Below are 23,609 nucleotides of genomic sequence, written 5' to 3'. Positions count from 1 at the left end.
CGGGACGATACGCCAGGTCAGCGGCCTCGGCGGGCGCTTACGCCAACCTTTTGTGCCACCGGCACAACACGCGCCGGAAACTCTGGGACGCGGGCCCGTAGCTCCGCCTCCGCCCGCTACCTACCGTGGAAATGTAATCCACGTCACGTACGCATTCGATGGTGAGGAAATGGTGCAGAAGGTAGCCGAAATACCCCAGGTTCGGGCGCTCTGGAATCCGACGGGACCGTGCCTCGCCGACGATCGCGAAGAACTCGACAACGAGAATTTCGCGCGCCGCGTCCGGGCCGCGGCGACCATTCTGCATGGGCACGGAGTGCGGCGCGGCGATGTTGTCGCGGTGATGCTGTCGAATCGTCTGGAATTGGTGATCATCCTTTTCGCGGCCTGGCGTCTCGGCGCCGCGGTCACGCCGATCAAGCCGGATTCGACGTTCGACGAAGCGCGCTATCAGATTTCCGATTGCGCCGCGAAAGTCGTGATCACCGAAGACGGACGCGCCCTCGACACGCTGGACGTGGCCGAGGTGGCGGGCCCCGCCGTCGCGATCGACGCGCCGGTGCCCGCGGTGCCGATCGAGGACGACGCCACCGCCCTGATCATCTACACCAGCGGCACCACGGGACAGCCGAAGGGCGTCGTGCTCGACCACGCCAACATCGCCGCGATGTGCGCCATGCTCATCGAGACGCTCCGCCTCGACGAGCACGATCACAGCCTGCTGATCCTGCCGCTGTTCCACGTCAACGGGATCGTGGTCAGCGTCCTGTCGCCGCTGCTGGCAGGCGGCAGGGCCACCATCGCCGGACGGTTCTCGGCGTCCACCTTCTTCGACGTGGTCGAGCGCGTTCGCCCGACGTACTTCTCCGCCGTGCCCGCTATTTACGCCATGCTGGTGGCCCAGGCCGCGGAGCGGACTCCGGACACCTCGTCGTTGCGGCTCGTCGTGTGCGGCGCGGCGCCGATGCCCGCCGAACTCATCGCCCGCTTCGAATCCCGTTTCGGCGTACCGATCGTCGAGGGTTACGGGCTTTCCGAGGGCACCTGCGCGTCGACGGTGAACCCGCCGCGCGGGCCGAGGAAGCCGGGCACGGTCGGGGTGCCGCTGCCCGGTCAGACGGTGGCGATCATGGATGTCGACGGCAATCTTCTCGACGCGGGCGCGACCGGCGAAGTGGTGATCAAGGGCGCGAACGTGATGCGCGGGTATCTCGGCAGGCCCGAAGCGACCGCGCGGACCATCGTCGACGGCTGGCTGCACACCGGCGACGTCGGCTACTTCGACGGGGACGGCTACCTCGTCCTGGTCGATCGCATCAAGGACATGATCATCCGCGGCGGCGAGAACATCTATCCCAAGGAGATCGAGAACGTCCTGCATGCCCACCCGGATGTGCTGGAGGCGGCCGTGATCGGCGCGCCGCACGAGGTGCTCGGCGAGGTGCCGGTCGCGCACGTGGTCGCCATGCCTGGCGCGGAGCCGACCGCGGCGAGCTTGCTCGAACATTGCGGCGTTTCGCTGGCCCGCGTCAAACTCCCGGTCGCCATTCATCTCACGGAAGAGCTGCCCAGAAATCCGGTGGGCAAGATCGACAAGAGAAAACTGCGCGCGCTGACAGCGCCTGCCCGATCCGCGGAGTAATTCGGCTCCCCAATAGCGAACCGGCTGCCGTCCGAACCTATCGATGAGCGAACGGACGTCGATGCCGCGCACCCGAAACGATCTCGAGAAAGGCTCGAACAATGGGATTCAAAACGGGCGATTTCCCACCCGTCGACGTGGACACATTCCTCGACCAGCCGCTACCCGAGCGCGTCCGAGCCCTGGCACTGCACTGGGTGAATTACGGCTTCGGCAGCCCGCGAATGATTCACACCATCTATATCGTGAAACTCCTCGTGCTCTACACCCTCGGCGGCGTCGCGCTGGCCACCTGGACCTCCGACGTCGGCCCGTTCTGGGCGGTGGGCGAATGGTGGAACGAACCGATCGTCTACCAGAAGCTGGTGCTCTGGACCGTCCTGCTCGAGGCCATCGGCCTGGCCGGATCCTGGGGTCCGCTCGCGGGCAAGTTCAAACCGATGACCGGCGGCATCCTGTTCTGGGCCCGGCCGGGCACGATTCGGCTGCGGCCGTGGCGGCACGTGCCGTTCACGAACGGCGACACCCGCACGATCGTCGACGTCGTCCTCTACCTGTCGTTCCTCGGCACACTGCTGCTGGCGATCGTGCTGCCGGGCGTCCCGAGCGCGTCGCTTAGCGCGGCACTGCCCGACAACACCTCGGGTCTGGTGAATCCGGCACTGCTGATCGCGCCGATCGTGCTGTATGTGCTGTGCGGTCTGCGGGACAAGACGATCTTCCTCGCGGCGCGCGGTGAGCAGTACCTGCCCGCGCTGGTCTTCTTCGCGGCGCTGCCGTTCGTCGACATGATCATCGCGGCGAAGCTGCTGATCTGCGCCGTGTGGATCGGCGCTGGTGTGTCCAAGTTCGGCGACCACTTCTCGAATGTCGTTCCGCCGATGGTGTCCAACAGCCCCAGCATGCCGTTCCGGTGGCTCAAGCGCCTGCACTACCGCGACTTCCCGCGCGATCTGCGCCCGTCCAAGGTCGCCTCGTTCCTGGCGCACGTCGGCGGGACCACGGTCGAGATCATCACGCCGTTGGTGTTGCTGTTCTCGACCAACCACTGGCTGACGTTGGCGGGCGTGGTGATGATGGTGGTGTTCCACTTGTTCATCACCTCCACCTTCCCGCTGGCGGTGCCGCTGGAGTGGAACATCCTGTTCGCCTACCTGACGGTGTTCCTGTTCCTCGGGTTCCCCGCGGCGGGCGGCTACGCGGTGACCGACATGTCCTCGCCGTGGCTGACCCTCGGCATCGCCGCCGCGCTGGTGTTCTTCCCGGTCCTCGGCAACCTGCGCCCGGATCTGGTGTCGTTCCTGCCGTCGATGCGGCAGTACGCGGGCAACTGGGCCTCGGCGCTGTGGGCTTTCGCGCCCGGCGCGGAGGAGAAGCTGAACACCATGCCGCACCGGCCCGCCAAGAACCAGGTCGACCAATTGCAGGCCATGGGCTACCCGAAGGCTATCGCCGAGATCACCATGCAGCAGACCATCGCGTGGCGGTCGATGCACAGCCAGGGTCGCGGCCTGTTCTCGTTGCTGTACAAGCACATTCCCGATCTCGACCGGTGGACGGTGCGCGAGGCCGAGTTCGGCTGCAATTCGCTGATCGGCTTCAACTTCGGCGACGGGCACCTGCACAACATCGATCTGATCGACGCGGTGCAGTCGCGCGTCGGGTTCGCGCCGGGTGAGTGGATCATCGTGTGGGTGGAGTCCCAGCCGATGCACCGCGGCACCCAGCGGTACCAGGTCATCGACGCGGCGCTCGGCGTCGTGGAGCGCGGAGAATGGCGGGTGCGCGACGCCGTGCGGGCGCAGCCGTGGCTGCCCGACGGTCCGATCGCGCACGAGGTGACCTGGCGACGGGCGGGTTACGAGGTGCCTGCGCTCCCCGTCGAGCCCGCACCCGAACCCGCGCCGCAGCGCGTCGGCTGACCCTGACCACCGGAACGGAGAGCGATATGAGCACAGCGGTTGTGGTCGGCAGCGGCCCGAACGGTCTCGCGGCGGCGATCGTCCTTGCCAGGGCGGGACTTCAGGTCACCGTGCTGGAAGCCGCCGACGAGATCGGCGGCGGCACGCGGACAAGGGAAGCGATCGTCCCCGGCCTGCTGCACGACCAGTGCTCGGCCATCCACCCGATGGTCGTCGGCTCTCCGTTCCTTCGGTCGGTCGACCTCGAACGCTACGGATTGACCTGGGCTTGGCCGGACATCGACTGCGTCCATCCGCTCGACGACGGCAGCGCGGGCGTGCTGCACCGCTCGGTCGCCGACACGGCCGCCGGTCTCGGCGCCGACGGCCGCGCGTGGCGGCTGCTGTTCGAACGCCCCGTCGCCCGCTACGACCGGATGAGCACCGACATCATGCGGCCGCTGCTGCGCGTGCCCCGCCATCCGTTCAGCTTGGCGCGCTTCGGAATTCCCGCGCTGGCCTCGGCCGACCTGCTCGCGGCGGCCTTGCGCACCCCGCAGGCGCGCGGTCTGTTCGGCGGCGTCGCCGCGCATGCCTTCCATCCGCTGAACCGGCCGCTCAGCGCCAGCATCGGCCTCGGCATCCTGACCGCGGGCCACACCTACGGCTGGGCCGTCGCCGCGGGCGGTTCGCAGCGCATCACCGACGCGATGGCGGCGCTGCTCGGCGACCTCGGCGGCAAGATCGAGACCGGCACACCGGTGCGTTCCCGGACCGACCTGCCCGCGGCGGAAGTCGTGCTGTGGGATCTGGCGCCGACCGCCGTCGCGGAGATCCTCGGCGACCGGCTTCCCGCGCGAATCGGCAAAGCCTTCCGTCGTTTTCGCTACGGACCCGGCGCGTTCAAGGTCGACTTCGCGGTCCAGGACGGAATTCCGTGGACCGCGCGAGCCGCCCGCCGGGCCGGCACCGTGCACCTCGGCGGCACGTACGCGGAGGTCGCCGCGACCGAGCGCGACATCCACGCCGGACGCATGCCCGAGCGGCCGTTCGTGCTGGTGGGTCAGCAGTATCTGGCGGATCCGGGGCGCTCGGTCGGCGACGTCCACCCGATCTGGGCGTACGCGCACGTCCCGCACGGCTACACCGGCGACGCCACCGAGGCGATAATCGCCCAGATCGAACGCTTCGCCCCCGGTTTCCGTGACCGCGTCCTCGGCGTCGACGTGCGCACCACGACGGATTTCGCCGCCCACAACCCGAACTACGTCGGCGGCAACATCATGACCGGTGCCAAGGACATCCCCCAGCTCGTCTTCGGCCCGCGAAAGACCTTGCAGCCCTACGACCTCGGCCTGCCCGGCCACTATCTCTGTTCCGCCGCCACCCCGCCCGGCCCCGGCGCGCACGGCATGTGCGGCGCCAACGCCGCCGACCGCGCCCTGCGCCGCCTCCGCTGATCGCGACGCCGGTGCGGGGGTCTCGGAAGCGGGTGGGGCGAATGCCTACCGCCCGTTCGTGAACCGGCTTCGGGAAGGTCGTAGACGGACGTTTGTGAGCGGCGGGCGCGGGTATCTGACCGACGTCGAATTCGGTTGGGAGCGAGGTATTCCATGAGCAACTCGGCATCGGAGAGCAGACCGGGCGCCAAGAAGTCCGGCGACAGCTATGACGACATCGAACCCTGGTTCGACAAGCTGGCCGCCCTCGACGCCGACGACCCGCAGCGCCGCGCGCTGCGGGAGGAGATCGTGCACCGGTGTCTGCCGCTGGCGGGCAATATCGCCCGCCGCTTCGCCAACCGCGGCCAGGATCTCGACGACCTCCAGCAGATCGCGATGCTCGGCCTGGTGCAAGCGGTGGACCGCTTCGACGTCTCCCAGGGCAAGCCGTTCCTCGCCTTCGCCGTGCCCACGATCATGGGCGAGGTGCGCCGCCACTTCCGGGACCACACCTGGGCCGTCCGGGTGCCGCGCGGCATCAAGGAACTGCACCAGCGCCTCGGGCCCGCCACCGACGCGCTGACCCACCGGCTCGGGCGCATGCCCACCGCGCGCGAGCTGGCCGCCGAACTCGGCGTCGAACTGACCGAGGTCACCCAGGCGCTCGTCGCACGCAACGCCTACACCGCCGACTCGCTCGACACTCCCGAACGCGGCGAGGAGGAAGGCGGGACGTCGTCCATCCGGGAAACCCTCGGCGCCGTCGAACCGTGCTATCGCCTGCTCGAGGACGCGATGGCGGTGCGGCCGCTGATCGCCGCGCTGCCCGAGCGCGAACGTCGAGTGCTGATCATGCGGTTCTACGAGAACCGGACCCAGGCCGAGATCGGACGTCTGATCGGCTGCTCGCAGATGCAGGTCTCCAGGATCCTCGCCACCACCCTCGACAGCCTGCGCGAACAGGCACTCGCCGAGCCGCCCGCCCGCGCGAGCACCGCGGCCTGAGTCGGGGCGGCTCCGCCGAGTTCACGCACGCGGAAACTCCGCTGCACCAAGGGCTTCGGCCCGCGACGCTCATCGGGGCAGCGGCAGCTCGAAGACCGCACGCGCCTTGCCGGGGCCCTTGAAGTCGGAGACGACCGAGACGCCGTCGATGGTCCGGTCGCCGGGCACGTTCCGGAATCCGAGCGCTTCCCAGGTGCGGTGGGCCGCGTGATTGCCCGGCATCGAGGTCAGGTAGATCCGGTGGCAGCCCATCGTCTCCGCGGTGTCGCGCAGGTGGTCCATCAGGGCGCGCGTGACGCCCCTGCGGCGGAAATCGGGATGGACCATCAAGTCCTGCGCGTACACGTCGGCCGGTTCGTCCTGACTGCGGAACGCGACGAGCGCGCCCGCGATCCGGCCGTCGACGATCGCCACCGGGCAGGTCGAGGAGAACAGGTTCGCGTAGAGCCAGTAGTCGGAGTAGGTGCGCGCGGTGATGTAGGGCATCCCCAGCTCCATCAGCGCGATCACCTCGGGAATCGCGCGCTGGCGCAACGGCTCGATGATCATCCGACCAGTCTGCCCCGCTCGACCCCGGCCGAAGTCGCGAACGGCTCGGCAGCGGGTCCCCGCCCCACGGATTTCCGGCCTTCTAGCTGCCGCGGTGTCACGGTGACCAACACCACGTGGACTGGGTCTCGAAGGGGTGGGTAGTCCCTCAATCCCAGGACCAGTGAGAGGAGGGCCATGAAGATCATCGTCCTGTTGCTGCTGGCTCCGTTCCTGTGGCCTTTCTACCTCGTCGTCTGGTGCTTCCAGAACCCGGACAAGACCAAACAAGCTTTCGGCAGGGTGCGGGAATCGATGCGTCGGCATCCCGGCGCGTGGACATGGGCGGTCGCGGCACTCGGCCTGCTCATCGGCATCGGCAACCTCTTCGACGCCGAGCCCGGCGGCGCCGCCGCGGGCTTCGCGATCGTCGCGGGCTGCATGGGCGTGCTGTGGAAATTGCGCCGCAACACCGCCGCCGAGATCGCCGCCGCCCTCTCCGCCCGCGCCGACGCCCAGCACCTCGCGTATCTCCGCGGCGACGAATGGGGCACCTACGGAACCAGAAACCGACCGGCTCTCTGACCGAACCACGAGTTAGCGTGGCGGAGTGGAACTGCGACAGTTGCGGTATTTCCTCGCGGTCGACGAGGAGCGGAACCTCACCCGCGCGGCGGAGGCGATCGGTATCCGACCGACATCGTTGAGTCAGCAGATCATCGCGCTCGAACGTGAGCTCGGCACGGCGTTGTTCGTGCGGAGCGCCGCCGGAATGACGCCGACTCGGGCGGGCGCCCGGCTCGCCGAACATGCTCGTGCCGTGCTGGATTCGGCACGCAGAGCACGAGAGTCCGTGCGGGAGGAGCGGATTCCGCGGGTCGCCGTGACGCCCGGTGCGCCGCCGTGGTCGGCCTCGGCGTTGTGGCGCGGGGTCGGCGAGCCGACCCTGGAGTTCCTCGACACGCAGACCGCCGAACAGCTCTCCGGCCTGCGAGAAGGTTCGCTCGACATGGGAGTTCTGCTCTTGCCCGCGGACCTGTCCGGGCTGGACCATGTCGTGATCGCCGAGGCGGAGTTGGGTGTAGTCGTTTCCGCCGATCATCGGCTTGCCCAGCGCAACGCGGTGCGGTGGGCCGATCTGGACGGCAGCGCGCTGTTGTGGTTCGCGCGATCGGCGGCGCCGGGCTATCACGACTCGATCCGAGACTCGTGGATTCGAGCGGGCTGGCGGCCAACGGCGATCCGAACGAGCGCGCCGCGACGGGCGCTGTTCGCGGCCGAACTCGCGCACGGCGGGGATGTCGTCGCGGTGCGACCGGCCTGGAATGTGCGGCCGGGCGACGGGTTGGTCTGGCTGCCTTTCGCCGCCGACGCGCCGTCCATCCGCTACGCGCTGGCATGGAATCCGGCCGATTCAGCGGCCACGCGACGCCACCGGATGGTCGCCGACCTGGTGCGTGCGGAACGGCCGCACGCCCCTGCGGTGCTACCTCGTGGACAGCGCGACCCGGCGTCGGTTTCGCTGGAAGCCGATCGGGTCGCGCCTCGGTAGGTCTGCGGCCGAAGCTCGTCGAGAGGCACGCACATGGCGCTGACCGCATGGGGATTCATCTACACCGCGGCAGGAAGCGATCCCGGAAACGAAACCGTCGTGGAAACCGGCGCTTGCCGCTCGGTGTTCGTCGGCGTCGGTCACCCGGAGCAGGCCATCGACGTGGCCCGCCGCCTGGTCGACGGCGGCGCCCAGCTCATCGAACTGTGCGGCGGATTCGGTCCGGTATGGACGGCCCGGGTGATCGAGGCAGTGCACGGCGCTGTCCCGGTGGGCGCGGTGGGTTACGGCGCCGAAGCCGTCGACCAAGTGCACGCGATCTTCTCGTGACGGAGTGTCGATGCCGGTGGTAGACCGGAGACCGTGCGGTTGCTGATCATCTCCGACACCCACATCCCGAAACGCGCGCGCGACCTGCCGGAAGCCGTCTGGCGGGCGGTGGACGCCGCCGACGTGGTCGTGCACGCGGGTGACTGGGTCGAGGTGGCGCTGCTGGACCGGCTCGAAGCGCGGAGCAAACGACTCATCGGCGTCTACGGCAACAACGACGGTCCCGAGCTGCGCGCCCGCCTGCCCGAGATCGCCCGCGCCGACCTCGACGGCCTGCGGCTGGCGGTCGTGCACGAGACCGGCCAGGCCACCGGCCGCGAGCAACGCTGCGCCCGCGACTTCCCCGACACCGACGTCCTGGTGTTCGGCCACAGCCACATCCCCTGGGACACCGTCACCGCCACCGGCCTCCGCCTGCTCAACCCCGGCTCCCCCACCGACAAACGCCGCCAGCCCCATCACACCTACCTGACGGCCACCGTCACCTCGGGCCGACTCACCGAAGTCGAACTGCACACGATTCCGCCCGCGCGCCGCACTTAGCCAATCGGCGAGTTCCGGGGCTGGGAGCCGGGCCGACGCCGTCAAGGCTGCCGACTAGAACGGCGGCCGCACGACCAGCGACGCGCCTGTGACGAACCGCCGCCCAACGGATAGGCGACAGAGCGCGCATCGGTTTTCGACTACGCCCTCGTGTCCGAGGGCCGGTATCCGGTCCACGGCCGATACTGATCGCATGACCTCCGCGCTCGTGGATCCGGAATCGCTGCCTGTCGAGGTGCGGCCGTACCTGGAAGCGCTCGTGCGGCGCACCCGAGCGGTCTGCGGATCGCACCTCGTCAGCGTGTTCGCGGTCGGGTCTCTCGCGCTCGCGGACTATCGGCACGGGCGCAGCGACGTCGATGTGACGGTCGTGGTCGGCCCGGCCCTTCCCCGGCGGTCGGTGCGCGAGATGGTGGAAGTGCTCGCTCATCCCACGCTGCCCTGTCCCGCCGTCGGGCTGGAGTTGGTGATGTACGACGCCGAGTTCGCCAAGCGGCCGTCCGTCGCGGCGGGGTACTTGCTGAACCTGAACACCGGTCCGCTGTTGCCGAGCCGCGCCGACTTCGATCCGAAGCTGTCCCCGGCGTTCTGGTACGTCATCGATCGCTCCATCGCCCACCAGTCCGGTCGGCTCCTCTACGGAAGTCCGGTACGCCAGGTCGTCGCGGCACCACATGACCGGGACCTCTACGCCGCGATCCTGGCCTCGGTCCGCGCGCACGCGAACGGCGCGGGTCACCTGAGCGACAACCAGGTCCTCAACGGCTGCCGTTCGGTCGCGTTCTGCCGCACCGGCCGCTGGCTGGCGAAACGGCAGGCGGCGCGGCTGATAGCGCGGACCGAGGAAGCGTTCCGCCCGCTCATCGAAGACGCGCTGCACAGTTTCCAGCGGCCGCGCTCCGCGGCGATCCCGCTGCCCGCCGCCGATGTGCACACCTTCCTGTCCTGGGTCGCCGACCGCGTCGAAACCGAGGCGATCGCCCGCTGAGACATCCCGGCGCCCAAGGCAATTCAACCGGTGTGGGCCGTCTCGTCGCGCGACCACGCGTCGGTCTGGGTGAGCCAGAACAAATAGGCAAGCGCGGGTAGCACGGTGACCGCGGCGAGCGCGACGACAACCAGCAGCGCGACGAGAGTCGACCGCGCCCCCGCCGCGTCGGCGATGAGCATCTCGTCGACGAGCATCCACGGTGTCTGCGCGACCGCCCACCCGATGACGATCGCCGCGACCGCCACCAGCGCCGCCACCCGCGCCCACCCGAACCGGCGGCGGTACACCAGAACCAGCGTGCTCACCCCGGCGGCGGCCGACACCACGATCAACGGCAATGCCCGGCCGAGCAGGCCGTCACCGAGAGTGGGCGCGTCACGGCGGATCGGTGCGATCGCCGCGATGGCGAGCGCACCGGTGACCACGCCGACGGCGAGAGTCCGTGGCCGCAGGTATTCGGCGAGTGCGGGATCGCCGGAACGCGCGGCGTCGGCGGTGAGGAAGACCCCGGCCAGGAAGGAACACGTGCCCACGGCCAGAATGCCCCCGATGAACGAGGTCGGGTTCACCCACGACCCCACCCGGTCACCGTATCCCTCGGCGGGCACCCGTCCCGAGGCGATAGCGCCGACGACCGTGCCGAAGAAGAACGGCGTGATCAGTGACGCCCCCGCGAACAACGCACCGAACAGCCGAGCCTGGGCGATCGTCGCCGAGTACTTGCGGAACGCGAAGTCGGCTCCGCGCAACACGATTCCGAGCAGGGCCAGACTCATCGGAACGAACAGCGTGGTCATGATGGCGGCGAACGCCGAGGGGTAGGCGGTCCACAGGAACACCAGGATGTAGATCAGCCACACGTGGTTGGCCTCCCACACCGGCCCGATGCTGTGATCGATCAGCACGCGCAACCGGCCGCCGCGCCGCGCTCCGCCCGCGGTGAGATCCCAGAATCCGGAGCCGAAGTCCGCGCCGCCGAACAGCCCGTACAGCACCACGCCGGTGAACATCGCCGTGGCGACCACTTCCGACAGGTCCATCGGTCATCCCCTTTCGCGGATGGCGCGCTGCGCCTCGTCGACGGGACCGGCGCCCGGGCCGTACGGGCTGGCGATGGACTCGGCCCCCGCGCGCCAGCGGCGGGTCATCGAGCGCAGGACGACGATCGCGCCCACGGTCATCCCGAGGTAGACCAGCAGCACGCCGGTGTAGCTCCACCACAGGCCGGTGCTCGTGCTCGCCGCGTCGGCGGTGCGCAGCACCCGCCACACCGTCCACGGCTGGCGGCCGACTTCGGTGGCGACCCAACCGCATTCCAGCGCGAGCACCGCCAAGGGCCCGGCAGCGACGGCAACGCGCAGGAACCAGCGGTTGGCCAGCGGATCGCGGCGCAGCCACCGCGCCAACCAGAACCCGATCACCAGCAGCGCGAGCAGGGTGCCGATGCCGACCATGGTCTGGAAGGCGAGGTGGGTGATGTTGACCGGCGGCCGATCCTCCGGTGGCACGGTGTCGAGTCCGGGGATCGGCGCGGTCAACGAGTTGCGGGCGATGATCGAGCCGAGCCGCGGGATCTCGAGCGCTCCCACGACCTTTCCGTCGATGAGCAGTCCGCCCATCCGCAGCGGCGCGGGACCTTCGGTGTGGGTGGCCAATTCGAACGCCGCCAGTTTCGCCGGTTGCGTGTCGTGCACCCGCATCCCGAGCAGATGCCCGATGAGCGGTTGCGCGATCGCGGCGACGGTGGCGAAGACGAACGGCACGGTGAAACCCAGCCGGTGGTGCTCGTCGCGGCGACCGCGCAACAGTCCCGCGGCGTAGACGCCCGACACCACGAAGCCGACCACCATGAACGCGCCGACCCACATGTGCGCGAACTGCAAGAAGGCGGCGTCGTTGAACATTGCCCGCCACGGGTCGACATCGGTGACCTCGCCGTCGACCAGCCGGAACCCGGTCGGATTGTTCATCCACGCGTTGACGCTCACCACGCAGAAGGTTCCGACCACGCCGGCCACCGCCATCGGGACGAGCATCGCGAGATGGCGCCGCGGCGGCATCCGTCCCCACCCGTAGAGGTAGATGCCGAGGAAGATGGCCTCGATGAAGAACGAGAGCCCTTCGAAGGCGAACGGCAGGCCGAGCACGTCACCGTAGCGTCCCATCAAACCCGGCCACAGCAGCCCCATCTCGAAACTGAGCACCGTCCCCGAGACCGCGCCGATGGCGAACAGGATCGCCGACACCGTCGCCCATCGCTTCGCCAAGCCGAGGGCGACCGGATCGGCACGGACGATGCCGCGGCGATGCACGACATAGATCATCGCGGGAAACGCGACGCCGAAGCAGGCCAGCACGATGTGCCAGCCGAGCGAGAACGCCATCTGCTGGCGCGCGGGCAGCAAACCGGGCGGCCCCTCGGTCGACGCCAGGTAGAGCTCGGCGAACGCGCTGGACACCATCACAGCCCCTTCCGACGTGCACGGTCTGTCGCGAGTTGTCGGGCGTCTGTTCGATCGGCCAAATCTACCGGTCAACGGCTGGCGTACGGTCGCGATCCGAGCAAACGAAACGGCGGGTCGCGGCGAAGTGCTCCGACGTCGAGGACACCGTCGCCTGGCCCGGCATAGACTGCGACTACCCACCTGTCGGCAATGTTCTGGCAATCCAGCGAGGACGTTTCCGGGGGTCGGTCGTCGACATGCTTCCGCCGTTCGAAACGAAGGGCGCACAGTGCCGCGCTACGTCAGTTCCGGCCGGGTCCCCGGCGGCGCACAGCGGGTGCCGCTATGAGCACGCCGCGAACCGCACTCGTCGTCGGCGCAGGCATCGCCGGGCTCAATGTGGCCCACCAGCTGGCGCACCACGGCGTAGACGTGACGGTGGTGGAAGCCGAGCGCGTCGGCGCGGGCGCCTCGCACGGCAACGCCGGATGGGTGAATCCCGCGCAAACCGGCCCCTTCCCGGAGCCCGGACTGATGCGCGACGGACTCAGGCATCTGCGCTCGCCCGAGTCGGCCTCCCGCATCGCCGCACGCGACTATCCTGGGCTGCTGCCCTGGCTACTGTCCTTGGCCCGTCACTCCACCGCCCGCCACTACCAGCGCGGCGTACTGGCTCTGGCCGAGTTGGGCAAACGGTGCTTCCCGCTGCTGGACGAGCTCGCCGACGAAGGCGTCGAATTCCGGCGCGTCGACGCGGGGTTGCTGGCCGTGGCGCGCGAGGCCGATGCCGTGCGGGCGTTCCGCCGCGCCCGCGAACCGTTCCGGGCCGCCGGTTTCTCGGTGCCGGAGACCATCTTGGACGCCGACTCGCTCCACGAGCGGGAACCCGCCCTGTCGACGCTGGCCCGCTACGGCGTCGAACTGCGCGATCACGTTCAGATCGATCCTGGCGCGTTCGTCGCCGCTCTCGCCGCGCATGTCCGCGGCATCGGGGTGCGCATCGAGGAAGGAGTCACCGCCACCCGCTTGGCTACCCGCACCGCGGTCGCGACCAGCGCGGGCCTGCACCACGCCGATGTGGTGATCGTCGCGACCGGAGCCAGTACCGCCCTGATCGGCAGGCGATTCCCCGTCATCGGCGGTCGCGGCTACAGCTTCGACGTCCCCGCCACCACCGCGCTGCGCCGATCGGTGCTGTTGCTGGACGACCACATCGCCTGCGCTCCGCTCGGCGACCGGCTGCGCATCGCCTCGGGCATGGACTTCGGGCCCTCGGCGAGATTGAGCGCACGGCGTCTCGACCCCATCGCCCGCTGCGCGTCGGTCATGCTGGACGGGATCGATTGGACCGACCGGCAACGCGAGTGGAGCGGGCAACGACCACTGACACCGGACGGGCTGCCCATCATCGACCGACTGCCCGGCCACGCCGAAACCTACCTCGTCACAGGGTTTTCCATGCTCGGAATGACACTGGCCGCGCCCGCCGCCGAAGCCCTCACGCGCTACGTCCTCGACGGCGTCCGTCCGCCGGTTCTGACACCGTTTCGCGCCGACCGATTCCGGCGGCGCTGACCGTCCTTCTCGCCCGGAGGTACGCATGGCCGTCTCCACCGAAGCCAAGCAAGTGCACGACAGCGCCACCGTCATCGACCTGCACGCCGACACCCCGAAACTGATATCCCGCGGCTACGACTTCGCCGTTCGGCACCGACCGCGCTGGCCGATCAGCCGCTACGTCGGACACGTCGACCTGCCCCGCATGCGCGAGGGCGGTCTGGCCGCGCAATGGTTCGGCATGTGGACGGCCCCCTACCCGCGCCGCGGCACCGCCGCCGACATCCACCGCCAACTCGACGCGCTCGACGACACCGCGCGCGCCCATCCCGACCGGTTCCGGCTGGCGACCACCGGCGACGACATCCGCCGAGCGCGCGCCGAAGGAGTCAGCGTCGGGCTGCGCGGCATCGAGGGCGGCCAAGCGCTCGAAGGCGACCTCGGCAACCTCGTCGCCTTCGCACGGCGCGGCGTGCGCTACCTGGGCTTGCTGCACTTCAGTCGCAGCGAGATCGGTTGTCCCGCAATGGGTATCGGACGCAGCAAGGAAGAAGGGTTGACCGGCTTCGGGTGCGAGGTCGTCGATGCGTGCGCCGAGCTCGGCATGCTGGTCGACCTCGCCCACATCAACCGCCCCGGTTTCTTCGATGCCATCGCCCGCGCCCGCGGACCGGTCATCGTCTCGCACACCGGCGTGGCAGGCGTCCGGCCCATGTGGCGCAACATCGACGACGAACAGATCCGCGCCATCGCCGACACCGGCGGCGTCGTCGGGGTCATCTTCTCCCCCGCCTACCTCGGCGGCGAACTCGACGCCGTCGTCGATCACCTGCTGCACATCATCGATGTCGGCGGCCGCGAGACCGTCGCGCTCGGCTCGGACTGGGACGGATTCATCAGACCCGCGCGCGGACTGGAAAGCCCCGCCCAGCTACCGCTGCTCACCGACGCGCTGCTGCGCCGCGGCCTCAGCGCCGAGACCATCCACCTGCTGCTCGGCGGCAACGCGCTGCGCGTGCTCGACGCCATCTCCCCCAGCCGCTGACGCCCGAAATCCGTTCGCCTACCGCTCGATTCCCGCCGCGACAGGTGGTGCGGTTCCGGTGAGGCCGGTGAGGGATCGCGGTAGCGGGCCTCGGTGGAGGACGCCGAGGCGTTGGGTGGCGCGGGTGAGGGCGACGTAGAGTTCGGCAGCGCCGCGGGGGCCGTCGGCGAGGATTCGTTCCGGTTCCACGACGAGGACGGCGTCGAATTCCAGTCCTTTCGTCTCCGAGGCGGGCACCGTTCCCGGCACGCCGGGCGGCCCGATCACGATGCTCGTGCCTTCGCGACCGGCTTCGTCGCGGACGAATTCCTCGATGGCACTGGGCAGTTCGTCCGCGGTGACCTGCCGGCGCCAGGGCTGGACGCCGCAGGAGCGGACCGACTCCGGCGGCTCGACCCCCGGTGCGAACTCGGCGAGCACCGCGGCGGCGACGGCCATGATCTCCGCCGGGGTGCGGTAGTTCACCGACAGCGACCGGTAGACCCACCGGCCCGGCACGTACGGCTCCAGCATCGCGTCCCACGAGGTCGCTCCGGCGGCCGACCGGCGTTGGGCGAGATCGCCGACCACCGTGAAGGATCGGCCGGGACAGCGCCGCATCAGCACCCGCCAGTCCATTTCGGACAGCTCTTGGGCCTCGTCGACCACGATGTGCCGGTACGTCCACTCCCGGTCCGCCGCAGCGCGTTCGGCGACTTCACGGGTGTCGCGTTCGAGGAATCGCTCCGCGAGATCCTCGGCGTAGAGCATGTCCTGGGCGAACAGGTGGTCCTCGTCGTCCATCGAGTCCTCGCGGCCGACCAGGAGGTCGAGCACACCCGCGGCGTACGCGGCCTCGTCCTCGCGTTCCCGGTCGGCGTCACCGTCCGCCGACTTGTCGCGACCGAGCAGGTCGACGAGTTCGTCGAGCAGCGGCACGTCCGACACCGTCCAGACGTCGCCCTCGGCCCGCCACAGCGACTGGTCGGCGCCCGCCGCACGCAACCGCTCCGGGGACGAATACAGCTCTGCCAGTAGTGTTTCCGGCGTCAGAATCGGCCAGAGTTCGTCGAGCGCCGCGGTGAACTTCTCGTCCTCCGCGAGTTCCGCGAGCAGGTCCGCCCGCAGCTGCTCCCATGCCTCGCGGTCGTCGCGGGTCAACCAGCCCCGGCCGATCCTGGTGATCGCCCGCTCGGTGAGGACGTACGTGACGATCTCGCCGAACACCGCACGAGCCTCGTTGTGCGGCAGTCCACTCGCGCGCGCCTCCTCCCTTGCCCACTCCGCGGTCGGCGCGTCGATCCGCACCGTGACGTCCTTCAATTCGATCGACACCGGATGCTCCGGCAGCCGCTGGCGATCGGCGACCGCCGCCGCGAGCACGTCCAGGATCTTCAGCGAGCCCTTGAGCCGCGCGGCTTCCGGTGCGTCCTCGGCGGTGACGTGCAGACCCGGCACGAGATCGCCGGTGGTCGTGAAGACCACGTTGGATTCGCCGAGCGACGGCAAGACCCGGCCGATGTGAGTCAGGAACGCCGGATTGGGCCCGACCACGAGCACACCGTGCCGCTCCATCCGCTCGCGCTGGGTGTAGAGCAGATAGGCGACGCGGTGCAGCGCCACGACCGTCTTGCCGGTGCCCGGCCCGCCCTCGATCACCAGCACGCCCGGGTGATCGAGCCGGATGATCCGATCCTGTTCGGCCTGGATCGTCGCCACGATGTCGCGCATCCCCGCACCGCGCGGCGCGTCGACCGCCGCGAGCAGGGCCGCGTCGCCGCGCTCGCCACCGTGGGGGCGACCGAGCACCTCGTCGGTGAAGTCGACCAATCGCCTTCCGCGCGTGTGGAATTGGCGGCGGCGGCGCATGTTCTCCGGATGCGCGGCGGTGGCGGTGTAGAACGCGCTCGACGCGGGCGCTCGCCAGTCGAGCAACAGCGGTTCGAACTCGTTCGCCTCGTCGAACAGCCCGATCCGGCCGATGTAGAGACGTTCGCCCGACACGGAGTCCAACCGGCCGAAGCACAGCCCGTTGTCGGCCACGTCGAGCCGCCGCATCTCTCTACCCAGCGCGCGCACCTCGAAATCCCGTTCCATCGGTGACACACCGTTTCCCCGCAACGCCGCGCTGTAGCGGCCCTTCACTCGCGCGCGCTCGGCGTCGAGCCGCGCGTAGAGCCCGTCCAGATAGCTCCGCTCGGACCGCACTTCGTCTTCGTACCGCTGGGTTGACACTTGCCCCTCGCTTTCCCTGGCTCGACGATCCCTCGGATTCACGCGGAAGCCGGCCTCCTCTCTCGATCGAGCGCGTCGACCAGCAGTCGCGCGGCGACCGCAGCCCCGTCGGTGCGGACCTCGGCGGCCACCGAGGTCGCTCGCGCTCGGGTCTCGGGGCTCAGGGCCGTCGCGAGCGCGGCCGACAGGGACTCGGCGGTCGGCGCCGGACCGTCGTGCGCCGCGCCGATGCCGAGCTGCGCCACCCGCCCCGCCCAGTACGGCTGGTCCGCCGCCTGGGGCACCACGACCTGCGGCGCACCGGCACCGGCGGCCGTCGTCGTGGTACCCGCGCCGCCGTGGTGCACGACCGCGGCGACCCGGGCGAACAACGCCTGGTGGTTGACCTCGCCGACGGCGAAGCAGTCGTCGCGGTCATCGATCAGGGCCAGGTCCGCCCAGCCGCGGGCGACGACCGCGCGACGGCCGTGCGCGCGGACCGCCGCGAGGGTCACCTCGGCGACGTCCTTCGACGCGTGCATGGGCATGCTGCCGAACCCCACGTACACCGGCGGCGCGCCGGAGTCCAGGAAGGCCAGCAGGTCGTCGGCGAGCGGGCGGTCGTCGGGCAGCACCCACGCGCCGGTCTGCACGACGTCGAGGTCGGTCGGCTGCCACGGGTCGAGGGTCGGGTCCGTCGCCAGCCACGGCCGCTCGCCGATGACGTAGTCGCGGACGTTGTCCACCGGCGGCAGACCGATCGAGGCCCGGTTGGTGTTGAGCGCCGCACCGAAGAGCTCGTCGATGGTCTGGGCGTCCAGATCCCACAGCACTCGGTTGTCGGTCACCTCCGGTGGAAGCGGCCGACCCCGATACGCCAGCGGTGGGCGGTGCGGCGATGGCAGCGTGAGCTGCTGGAAGGTCACGGACACGCTCCGGATGCCGAGCTTCTCGGCCACCGACAGCGCACCGGCCGCGGCGGGCAACATGCCGGTGGCCACCAGTGCGTCGCATCCCTCGGCCGCCGCGGTGACCGCCTCGAACTGGCTCGCGATCACCTCGGCCGCGCGCTCGGACAGGTTCGGCGACGCGGGCGCCTCGGTCGTCATCGCCCGCGCCGACCGGCCGACCGGCACCACCGGCACGCCGACACCGGCCAGCCGCCGCGCGAAGTCCTCGTCCGGCGGCGCGCACACCCGCACCCCCGCGCCGAGTTCCCGCAACCGCACCGCGAGTCCCACCAGCGGTTCGACATCCCCACGCGACCCGAACGTCGACAACACGACACGCACTTCGCAACACCCCATTTCCGCAGGTTCCGGCTTCGGCGGGCAATTGTGCGTGACGAACGGGGCCTTGCCGCAAGCCCCCCTGTGCGCTATATGTTGAAGGTGGAAAGGAGCGGGGGACGCTTTCCATTCATCGTCCGACGCGGTCGGGCAACCTCCTCGAGCGCTCCGAACGGGCGCTGATCTCTGTTTTCGCCCAGGTCATTTCCGCCAGAAGAAGTGGTGCACGATCCCGCTCGGGCGCGGGACCCGCTCCAGGTGGAAACGGTCGGCGAGTTCGTCGGGACTCGTCCACAGTCGTTCGCCGCGACCGAGTTCGACCGGTGCGACGGCGAAGTGCATCCTGTCGATCAGGTCGGCGTCGAGGAACTCCCGGATCGTGGCGACCCCGCCGCCGATCCGCACGTCCTTGCCCTCGGCGGCCTCGAACGCCCGCGCCAGCGCGTCCTTCGGAGTCGCATCCAGGAAGTGGAATGTTGTTTCCCCCAGCGTGATCGAGGGTCGCTCGTAGTGGGTGAGGACGAAAACCGGTGTGCGGAAAGGAGGTTCGTCACCCCACCAGCCCTGCCAGTCGTAGTTCTCCCACGGTCCACGGTGCGGACCGAACTTGTTGCGCCCCATGATCTCGGCGCCGATGTTGTGGCGGTAGTCGCGAGTGATGTAGTCGTCGAGGCCGTAGGTTCCACCCGGCTCGGTCCTGGTCGGCCAGTGCGCGGTGGCGCCCGCCCAGGAGAAGAACGCACTCGGATCGGCGTGTCCGAACGGGCGCTCGAAGCTCTGCCCCTCACCGGAACCGTATCCGTCGGCGGACACCATGAAGTTCTGCACGCGAACCGACTGTGTCATCGGAACTCCCTTTCTGGTTGCAAGATGCAATCGGTTAGGAACCTAACCTAGACTGATCCCGTGTCGCAACCAGTTGCCCATGACAAGCTGCCGGTGTCCCCGGGCAAGTCCGGCTGTCCGATCAACATGACGGTCGAGCTGCTCGGCGACCGGTGGAGTTTGATCGTCTTGCGCGACATCATGTTCGGCGGCAACACCCACTTCCGGGAGCTGCTCACCGCGTCCATCGAGGGCATCGCCTCGAACATCCTCGCCAACCGCCTCGCCAAACTCGTCGACGCGGGACTGCTCACCCGCCACGACGACCCGAGCCACCGCCAGAAGGTCGACTACCGCCTCACCGAGGCGGCGATCCAACTCGTCCCCGTCATGGCACAGCTCGGCGCGTGGGGCGCACGCTGGCTGGACACGACGCCGGAATTGACCGTGCGAGCCGAGCTGCTGGCCGCGGGCGGCCCTCCCCTCTGGGAACGCTTCATGGCCGAACTGCGCGCCACCCACCTCGACGGAGCGCCGACGCCCGCCGACGGGGTGCTCGCGGAACTGACCGCCGCCTACCTCGAAGCGGCCGCCGAATCCGGTTGACAGGCCTCGGAGACGTTGAGCCGCCGGTGTTTTCGGCGGCCTTCAGCGCCGCGGCTTGCCCCACCATCAGGGCATGTTGGTCGGACGCGCATGCGCCTGGGAGCCGGCCGGATCGCTGTCGTCGCGCGGATCTCAATCGATGAACGCCTGCGGCCGCTCCGGCGTGTATTCGCCGCGCCGAAAGCGCTCCAACCCCTGTTCGGTCCCCAGTTCGGAGCGAAGGCTCGGATTGCGCACGTAGAACACGAACAGGTGATAGACCCTGGTCGGGTCGGTCTCGAGGTCCTTGTGACCGATGTCGATGGTTCCGTAGCCGGTGTCCGCATCGCCGGTGACGAGCGTGGTCACGTTGGTTCCGCTGCCGAACTTGAATCCTTCGCGACGGCTGCGGCCGCCGACCGCCGAAATATCCTGCCAGGCAATCTCGGTCGGGCCATTGCCGTACTCAATCGTGATGCGATGGGGCGTGAGCAGGATGCCGACATCGTCGATGGCCTTGCGCGGTTTGTATGTGCCGAGGCCGAGGAGGATCGCGAACAGAGCGGGCAGGGAAATCAGGAAGAAGTACGCGGCTCCCATCGACCATTCGTCGTCCAACGAGGCGATGAATTGCCACAGTCCGGCCCCGATCAAGGCCACGCCGATCGCGATCGATACCACGCTGCCGGTCGAGGAAGGGCGCGGCACCGGCAGCACGAGCGCGGAACCGGTGTCCGTGGCACGAATCTCAGCGGCCACCGGAGCCTTTCTGGGGAGTTCCGACCATGCCCAGGCGGTGAAGGTGGCGGCCGTGGGGCCCAACAGCACCAGCCCGAGAAGTACGTCCAACAACGATTCCTGACCTGTCACGACTATCCAAGCCAGGACCAGAACCGGCGGCCACAAGGCCAACGCCACCGCGAATGGCAGCACCAGATAGCGAAACGCGCCGAACGCCTTGCGTTCCCAATCCGCCGGCAGCGGCAAGGTGGACGTACTCCGATATCTACCCACGACACCCCTCCTGCGATCCTGCACGCCTACGCGGTCGCGGATCTGATCCCCGGCCTACCCGATCTGGTTCTGCTGACGCTCAACGAAACAAGCACTACGCAAATCTCAGTGTTTCGTCTTCTGAGTTGGACGCGGCGTCGACCCGTTCGGTTCCCTCGAATGTCGGCCGGCGCCGACGATTTCCGCCGGGCTCAGGAGGTCGCGCGCAGGGATTCCGCGAGCACGCCGGCGAAGAAGCGGCTCAATGCCTTGTCGGACACCGGGTTCCAGCCCGGCGCGACGTGCTTCATGTAGCGCTCCAGGTAGACGACCTGTTTGCCGGCCAGGACCAGGTTGCGCGGGATCGTCATGCCGTGTTCGTCGGCGAGCGCGCGCAGTTCGGCGCCGACGTCACCGAGCCGCAGCGTGCCGACCGGTGCGTCGGCGTGCATGGCGGCCGCGCGGATTCGGTCGGCCAACTGGTCGACCGGCGCGGAGGGGCTGAGCACACCAAGGCGCACCAGCGCGCGGGCCGCCGCGGTGAAATCGCCAAGGACCAGCAGCGCGGCGATGCAGTGTTTGAGCTGTAGCCGCGTCGGCTCGTCGAGCTCGCCGACGATGCCGAAATCGATCAGCACGACCCAGCCGTCCCGGTCGATCAGGATGTTGCCCGCGTGCAGATCCCCGTGGAAGAAGCCACCTTTGAGCGCGGTGTGAAACAGCGAGAGAGTCAGCCTGCTCATGATCGACTCGCCGTCGAACGCCTCAGAGTCCGCGGGCGCGGACTCGATGATCGTCGTCCCCTCGACCAATTCCATGGTGAGCACCGAGCGCGACGACCACTCCGGATGGACCTCGGGCACCCGAACCTGCCCGGTGAAACCGGCGGCCGACAGTTCCGCGGCCCACCGCCGCATCGCGTCCGCCTCCGCCGTGAGATCCAGTTCCCTGGGCAGCCGCGTGGTGAATTCCTCGATGACGCCGGACAGGTTCCACCGGCGTCCCTCGGCGGTCCAGCCGAGTACGACACCCGCGCAGCGCAGCAGCATCACGTCGGCGGCGACGGTGTGCTCGATGCCCGGCCGGACCACCTTCACCGCGACGCGATGACCGGAGCTGGTCACCGCGCGGTGCACCTGCGCGATGGAACCGGATGCCAGTGGCTCGTCGTCGAATTCGACGAACAATCGGCCGACCTCGACGCCCAGGCTCGCCTCGATTCGCCGTCGGATCAGCGCCGCGTCCACCGGCGCGACCCGTTCGAGCAGCGGAGCGAACTCCCGCGCGGCCGCCGCCCCGAAAACGCTCGGCGAGGACGCGACGAACTGCCCGAACTTCACGAAGATCGGCCCGAGCGCGACGAACGCGCCGGGCAACTCCGCGACCAGCGCCGACCGGCGGCCGGTGCACCGCCGCACCAGATCGCGCGTCAGCACGGGCGCGAGCACCCGGACGATGACCAGAACGCGGGCGGCGCCACGCGCGACCGCCGTTATCCGAGTGAACACCACGAGCCCCTTTCCGAAACTATCGCTCCGCCAATGCTTCCGCGACCGTCGCCCGCGCGGCACCGATAGCAGGGACGAGCGCGCCGACCAGACAGATCCCCACCGCCGAGACGGCCGTCAGCACGGCGACCGAAACATAGGATTCGCTCACCGACCGCAGCTCGAGCAGGGGCGCGTCCACAGCGGTCACCTTAGCCTTCCCACCTCGCGCACGGGTTCAACCGAACGGCGGCCGCTCGTCGATTCGCGTCGACATCCGCCTCGCCGACCGCCATGCCCGCGCGACGAGATCATGGTCCTCCTCGGTGAGCAGATCCCATCAGCCGCAACATCACCCCGACGAGCGGGCGCGATCGGATGGTCGGCCCACCGGCCTGCCAGACGTCGAGCGCTGTCCCGAGACCGGCGAGGCGCCGCGCGATCGAGAACGCGAGACGGCGCTCCTGGACACCCGTCGTCGATGCGAGCCCTCGGCCGTTGTCGTTCGCCGACGACGCGTCAGGTACCGACGAGATGCAGACAGAACGACACCGGCGGCTCCTTGTGCTCCACCCTCGCCGTCCACTCGTACCTGCCCGCGTCGGTGCAGACGCTGTAATCGTGGCGCTCTACGCGGGTGTTCACCTGGTACGCCTCCGGTGTCGAACACGGCACCTTACGAAGCCGATACAGTTGCGAACCCTGGTTCTTCGCTGGGTCGTTGAAGCAGTCACCGACCTGTGCGTTCAGGTGGGTGCAGACGTAAAAGTCCTTGCCCCTCCCGCCGGATGCCCAGCTGAACGGGTGGCCGGGGCACTGCGCGGTCGAGGCTGTGCGCACGACGACCAGCGCGGCCTCGGGGTCATCGCAACCGCGGCGCTCCAAATCCCACGATTGGTTCCCTCGCGTGAAATAGCCACAGTCGCCGACCTTCATCGACTCGGATTTCGTCTCGCCGCACCCGGACATCGCCAGCGCGGCGGCGGCGAGGACGGCGACGGTTCGCGCGCCGCGCGAGCGAAGCACCCGGGAGGCCTTGATGGTTCGGAGTCGGTGCGACACGAAGCCCACACTTCCACACCGACTGAGGCGCGACGAAACACCGCAGTTCGATCACGGTGGCGCCATGGGCTGGCCGACACAGAGTGGAAGGTCGCATCCCGCAACATGATCGGCGAAACATTCAGTCCGATGTCCTCGATTGCCGCGTGATAGCGTGGCCGCTACCGCCCAATGGTGCCGCGGGTAGGAGGGGAA

At 69.1% G+C, this 23,609-nt stretch carries 22 protein-coding genes; 12 read left to right on the top strand and 10 right to left on the bottom strand.

Features of this window, described 5'->3' with window-relative positions:
- Positions 1-169 precede the first annotated feature (169 nt).
- From NAM01S_RS06910 to NAM01S_RS06895, 4 genes are all read left to right on the top strand, one after another.
- On the top strand, positions 170-1,642 hold the full coding sequence (locus NAM01S_RS06910; RefSeq protein WP_067781087.1) for a class I adenylate-forming enzyme family protein: 1,473 nt from the start codon (positions 170-172) through the stop codon (positions 1,640-1,642).
- Positions 1,643-1,743: 101 nt separating this feature from the next.
- Complete coding sequence (locus tag NAM01S_RS06905; RefSeq protein ID WP_084482565.1) at positions 1,744-3,564, top strand: DUF3556 domain-containing protein; 1,821 nt, start codon at positions 1,744-1,746, stop codon at positions 3,562-3,564.
- A 26-nt stretch (positions 3,565-3,590) separates the two neighbouring features.
- Entirely contained in the window at positions 3,591-5,003 is a 1,413-nt protein-coding gene (locus tag NAM01S_RS06900) for a phytoene desaturase family protein (RefSeq protein ID WP_067781084.1), read from the top strand.
- Between the two features lie 153 nt (positions 5,004-5,156).
- A complete protein-coding gene (locus tag NAM01S_RS06895) occupies positions 5,157-5,990 on the top strand; it encodes an RNA polymerase sigma factor SigF (protein WP_067781081.1) in 834 nt (277 codons plus the stop codon).
- Between the two features lie 69 nt (positions 5,991-6,059).
- On the opposite strand, the gene NAM01S_RS06890 is transcribed toward NAM01S_RS06895, so the two are convergent.
- Positions 6,060-6,539 (bottom strand): GNAT family N-acetyltransferase, encoded by a 480-nt coding sequence (locus tag NAM01S_RS06890; protein WP_067781078.1) that lies wholly within the window; start codon positions 6,537-6,539, stop codon positions 6,060-6,062.
- 177 nt (positions 6,540-6,716) lie between these two features.
- On the opposite strand from NAM01S_RS06890, the gene NAM01S_RS06885 reads away from it, so the two are divergent.
- The 5 genes from NAM01S_RS06885 (at position 6,717) to NAM01S_RS06865 (ending at position 9,931) form a co-directional block, all read left to right on the top strand.
- Entirely contained in the window at positions 6,717-7,103 is a 387-nt protein-coding gene (locus tag NAM01S_RS06885) for a hypothetical protein (RefSeq protein ID WP_067781075.1), read from the top strand.
- A 25-nt stretch (positions 7,104-7,128) separates the two neighbouring features.
- On the top strand, positions 7,129-8,070 hold the full coding sequence (locus NAM01S_RS06880; RefSeq protein WP_067781072.1) for a LysR family transcriptional regulator: 942 nt from the start codon (positions 7,129-7,131) through the stop codon (positions 8,068-8,070).
- A gap of 33 nt (positions 8,071-8,103) precedes the next feature.
- The gene (locus NAM01S_RS06875; RefSeq protein WP_067781069.1) at positions 8,104-8,400 is read left to right on the top strand and encodes a DUF6506 family protein; all 297 of its coding nucleotides are present in this window, start codon (positions 8,104-8,106) and stop codon (positions 8,398-8,400) included.
- A 33-nt stretch (positions 8,401-8,433) separates the two neighbouring features.
- Entirely contained in the window at positions 8,434-8,943 is a 510-nt protein-coding gene (locus NAM01S_RS06870) for a metallophosphoesterase family protein (RefSeq protein WP_067781066.1), read from the top strand.
- 193 nt (positions 8,944-9,136) lie between these two features.
- Positions 9,137-9,931: an aminoglycoside adenylyltransferase domain-containing protein gene (locus NAM01S_RS06865; protein ID WP_067781064.1), complete on the top strand. Its 795-nt coding sequence runs from the start codon at positions 9,137-9,139 to the stop codon at positions 9,929-9,931.
- A 23-nt stretch (positions 9,932-9,954) separates the two neighbouring features.
- On the opposite strand, the gene NAM01S_RS06860 is transcribed toward NAM01S_RS06865, so the two are convergent.
- Both NAM01S_RS06860 and NAM01S_RS06855 read right to left on the bottom strand, forming a co-directional pair.
- Entirely contained in the window at positions 9,955-10,974 is a 1,020-nt protein-coding gene (locus tag NAM01S_RS06860; protein WP_067781061.1) for a cytochrome d ubiquinol oxidase subunit II, read from the bottom strand.
- 3 nt (positions 10,975-10,977) lie between these two features.
- The gene (locus NAM01S_RS06855; RefSeq protein WP_067781058.1) at positions 10,978-12,396 is read right to left on the bottom strand and encodes a cytochrome ubiquinol oxidase subunit I; all 1,419 of its coding nucleotides are present in this window, start codon (positions 12,394-12,396) and stop codon (positions 10,978-10,980) included.
- Between the two features lie 327 nt (positions 12,397-12,723).
- On the opposite strand from NAM01S_RS06855, the gene NAM01S_RS06850 reads away from it, so the two are divergent.
- The gene (locus NAM01S_RS06850) at positions 12,724-13,953 is read left to right on the top strand and encodes an NAD(P)/FAD-dependent oxidoreductase (protein WP_067781054.1); all 1,230 of its coding nucleotides are present in this window, start codon (positions 12,724-12,726) and stop codon (positions 13,951-13,953) included.
- 25 nt (positions 13,954-13,978) lie between these two features.
- The gene (locus NAM01S_RS06845; RefSeq protein ID WP_067781051.1) at positions 13,979-14,980 is read left to right on the top strand and encodes a dipeptidase; all 1,002 of its coding nucleotides are present in this window, start codon (positions 13,979-13,981) and stop codon (positions 14,978-14,980) included.
- 18 nt (positions 14,981-14,998) lie between these two features.
- On the opposite strand, the gene helR is transcribed toward NAM01S_RS06845, so the two are convergent.
- From helR to NAM01S_RS06830, 3 genes are all read right to left on the bottom strand, one after another.
- A complete protein-coding gene (gene helR, locus NAM01S_RS06840) occupies positions 14,999-17,194 on the bottom strand; it encodes an RNA polymerase recycling motor ATPase HelR (RefSeq protein WP_174554779.1) in 2,196 nt (731 codons plus the stop codon).
- Between the two features lie 38 nt (positions 17,195-17,232).
- Positions 17,233-18,465, bottom strand: coding sequence for a glycosyltransferase (locus NAM01S_RS06835; RefSeq protein ID WP_174554778.1), 1,233 nt, complete (start codon positions 18,463-18,465; stop codon positions 17,233-17,235).
- A gap of 198 nt (positions 18,466-18,663) precedes the next feature.
- On the bottom strand, positions 18,664-19,308 hold the full coding sequence (locus NAM01S_RS06830; protein ID WP_067781048.1) for a dihydrofolate reductase family protein: 645 nt from the start codon (positions 19,306-19,308) through the stop codon (positions 18,664-18,666).
- A 60-nt stretch (positions 19,309-19,368) separates the two neighbouring features.
- Between NAM01S_RS06830 and NAM01S_RS06825 the strand changes: the two genes are divergently transcribed.
- A complete protein-coding gene (locus NAM01S_RS06825; RefSeq protein WP_253798214.1) occupies positions 19,369-19,893 on the top strand; it encodes a winged helix-turn-helix transcriptional regulator in 525 nt (174 codons plus the stop codon).
- Positions 19,894-20,025: 132 nt separating this feature from the next.
- Here NAM01S_RS06825 and NAM01S_RS06820 read toward each other — a convergent pair whose 3' ends face one another.
- The 4 genes from NAM01S_RS06820 to NAM01S_RS06810 all read right to left on the bottom strand — a co-directional run bounded on the left by NAM01S_RS06820 (position 20,026) and on the right by NAM01S_RS06810 (position 23,414).
- A complete protein-coding gene (locus NAM01S_RS06820; RefSeq protein ID WP_157107625.1) occupies positions 20,026-20,886 on the bottom strand; it encodes a hypothetical protein in 861 nt (286 codons plus the stop codon).
- A gap of 191 nt (positions 20,887-21,077) precedes the next feature.
- Positions 21,078-22,373, bottom strand: coding sequence for an ABC1 kinase family protein (locus NAM01S_RS06815; protein WP_169810815.1), 1,296 nt, complete (start codon positions 22,371-22,373; stop codon positions 21,078-21,080).
- A 19-nt stretch (positions 22,374-22,392) separates the two neighbouring features.
- On the bottom strand, positions 22,393-22,554 hold the full coding sequence (locus NAM01S_RS34790) for a hypothetical protein (RefSeq protein ID WP_157107624.1): 162 nt from the start codon (positions 22,552-22,554) through the stop codon (positions 22,393-22,395).
- A gap of 317 nt (positions 22,555-22,871) precedes the next feature.
- Positions 22,872-23,414, bottom strand: coding sequence for an LppU/SCO3897 family protein (locus NAM01S_RS06810; protein WP_157107623.1), 543 nt, complete (start codon positions 23,412-23,414; stop codon positions 22,872-22,874).
- Positions 23,415-23,609 lie beyond the last annotated feature (195 nt).

This window comes from Nocardia amikacinitolerans NBRC 108937, assembly GCF_001612615.1.
In the GTDB taxonomy this organism is placed as follows: Bacteria; Actinomycetota; Actinomycetes; order Mycobacteriales; family Mycobacteriaceae; genus Nocardia; species Nocardia amikacinitolerans.
The sequence above is the reverse complement of the archived record's forward strand: the minus strand, read 5'-3'. Positions and strand labels throughout refer to the sequence as shown.

Coding starts and splice junctions, on each gene's coding strand:
- NAM01S_RS06895 (WP_067781081.1), top strand. CDS start 5,157: ATGAGCAACTCGGCATCGGAGAGCAGACCGGGCGCCAAGAAGTCCGGC.
- NAM01S_RS06885 (WP_067781075.1), top strand. CDS start 6,717: ATGAAGATCATCGTCCTGTTGCTGCTGGCTCCGTTCCTGTGGCCTTTC.
- NAM01S_RS06860 (WP_067781061.1), bottom strand. CDS start 10,974: ATGGACCTGTCGGAAGTGGTCGCCACGGCGATGTTCACCGGCGTGGTG.
- NAM01S_RS06850 (WP_067781054.1), top strand. CDS start 12,724: ATGAGCACGCCGCGAACCGCACTCGTCGTCGGCGCAGGCATCGCCGGG.
- NAM01S_RS06900 (WP_067781084.1), top strand. CDS start 3,591: ATGAGCACAGCGGTTGTGGTCGGCAGCGGCCCGAACGGTCTCGCGGCG.
- NAM01S_RS06865 (WP_067781064.1), top strand. CDS start 9,137: ATGACCTCCGCGCTCGTGGATCCGGAATCGCTGCCTGTCGAGGTGCGG.
- NAM01S_RS06845 (WP_067781051.1), top strand. CDS start 13,979: ATGGCCGTCTCCACCGAAGCCAAGCAAGTGCACGACAGCGCCACCGTC.
- NAM01S_RS06875 (WP_067781069.1), top strand. CDS start 8,104: ATGGCGCTGACCGCATGGGGATTCATCTACACCGCGGCAGGAAGCGAT.
- NAM01S_RS06905 (WP_084482565.1), top strand. CDS start 1,744: ATGGGATTCAAAACGGGCGATTTCCCACCCGTCGACGTGGACACATTC.
- NAM01S_RS06890 (WP_067781078.1), bottom strand. CDS start 6,539: ATGATCATCGAGCCGTTGCGCCAGCGCGCGATTCCCGAGGTGATCGCG.
- NAM01S_RS06910 (WP_067781087.1), top strand. CDS start 170: ATGGTGCAGAAGGTAGCCGAAATACCCCAGGTTCGGGCGCTCTGGAAT.
- NAM01S_RS06855 (WP_067781058.1), bottom strand. CDS start 12,396: ATGGTGTCCAGCGCGTTCGCCGAGCTCTACCTGGCGTCGACCGAGGGG.
- NAM01S_RS06830 (WP_067781048.1), bottom strand. CDS start 19,308: ATGACACAGTCGGTTCGCGTGCAGAACTTCATGGTGTCCGCCGACGGA.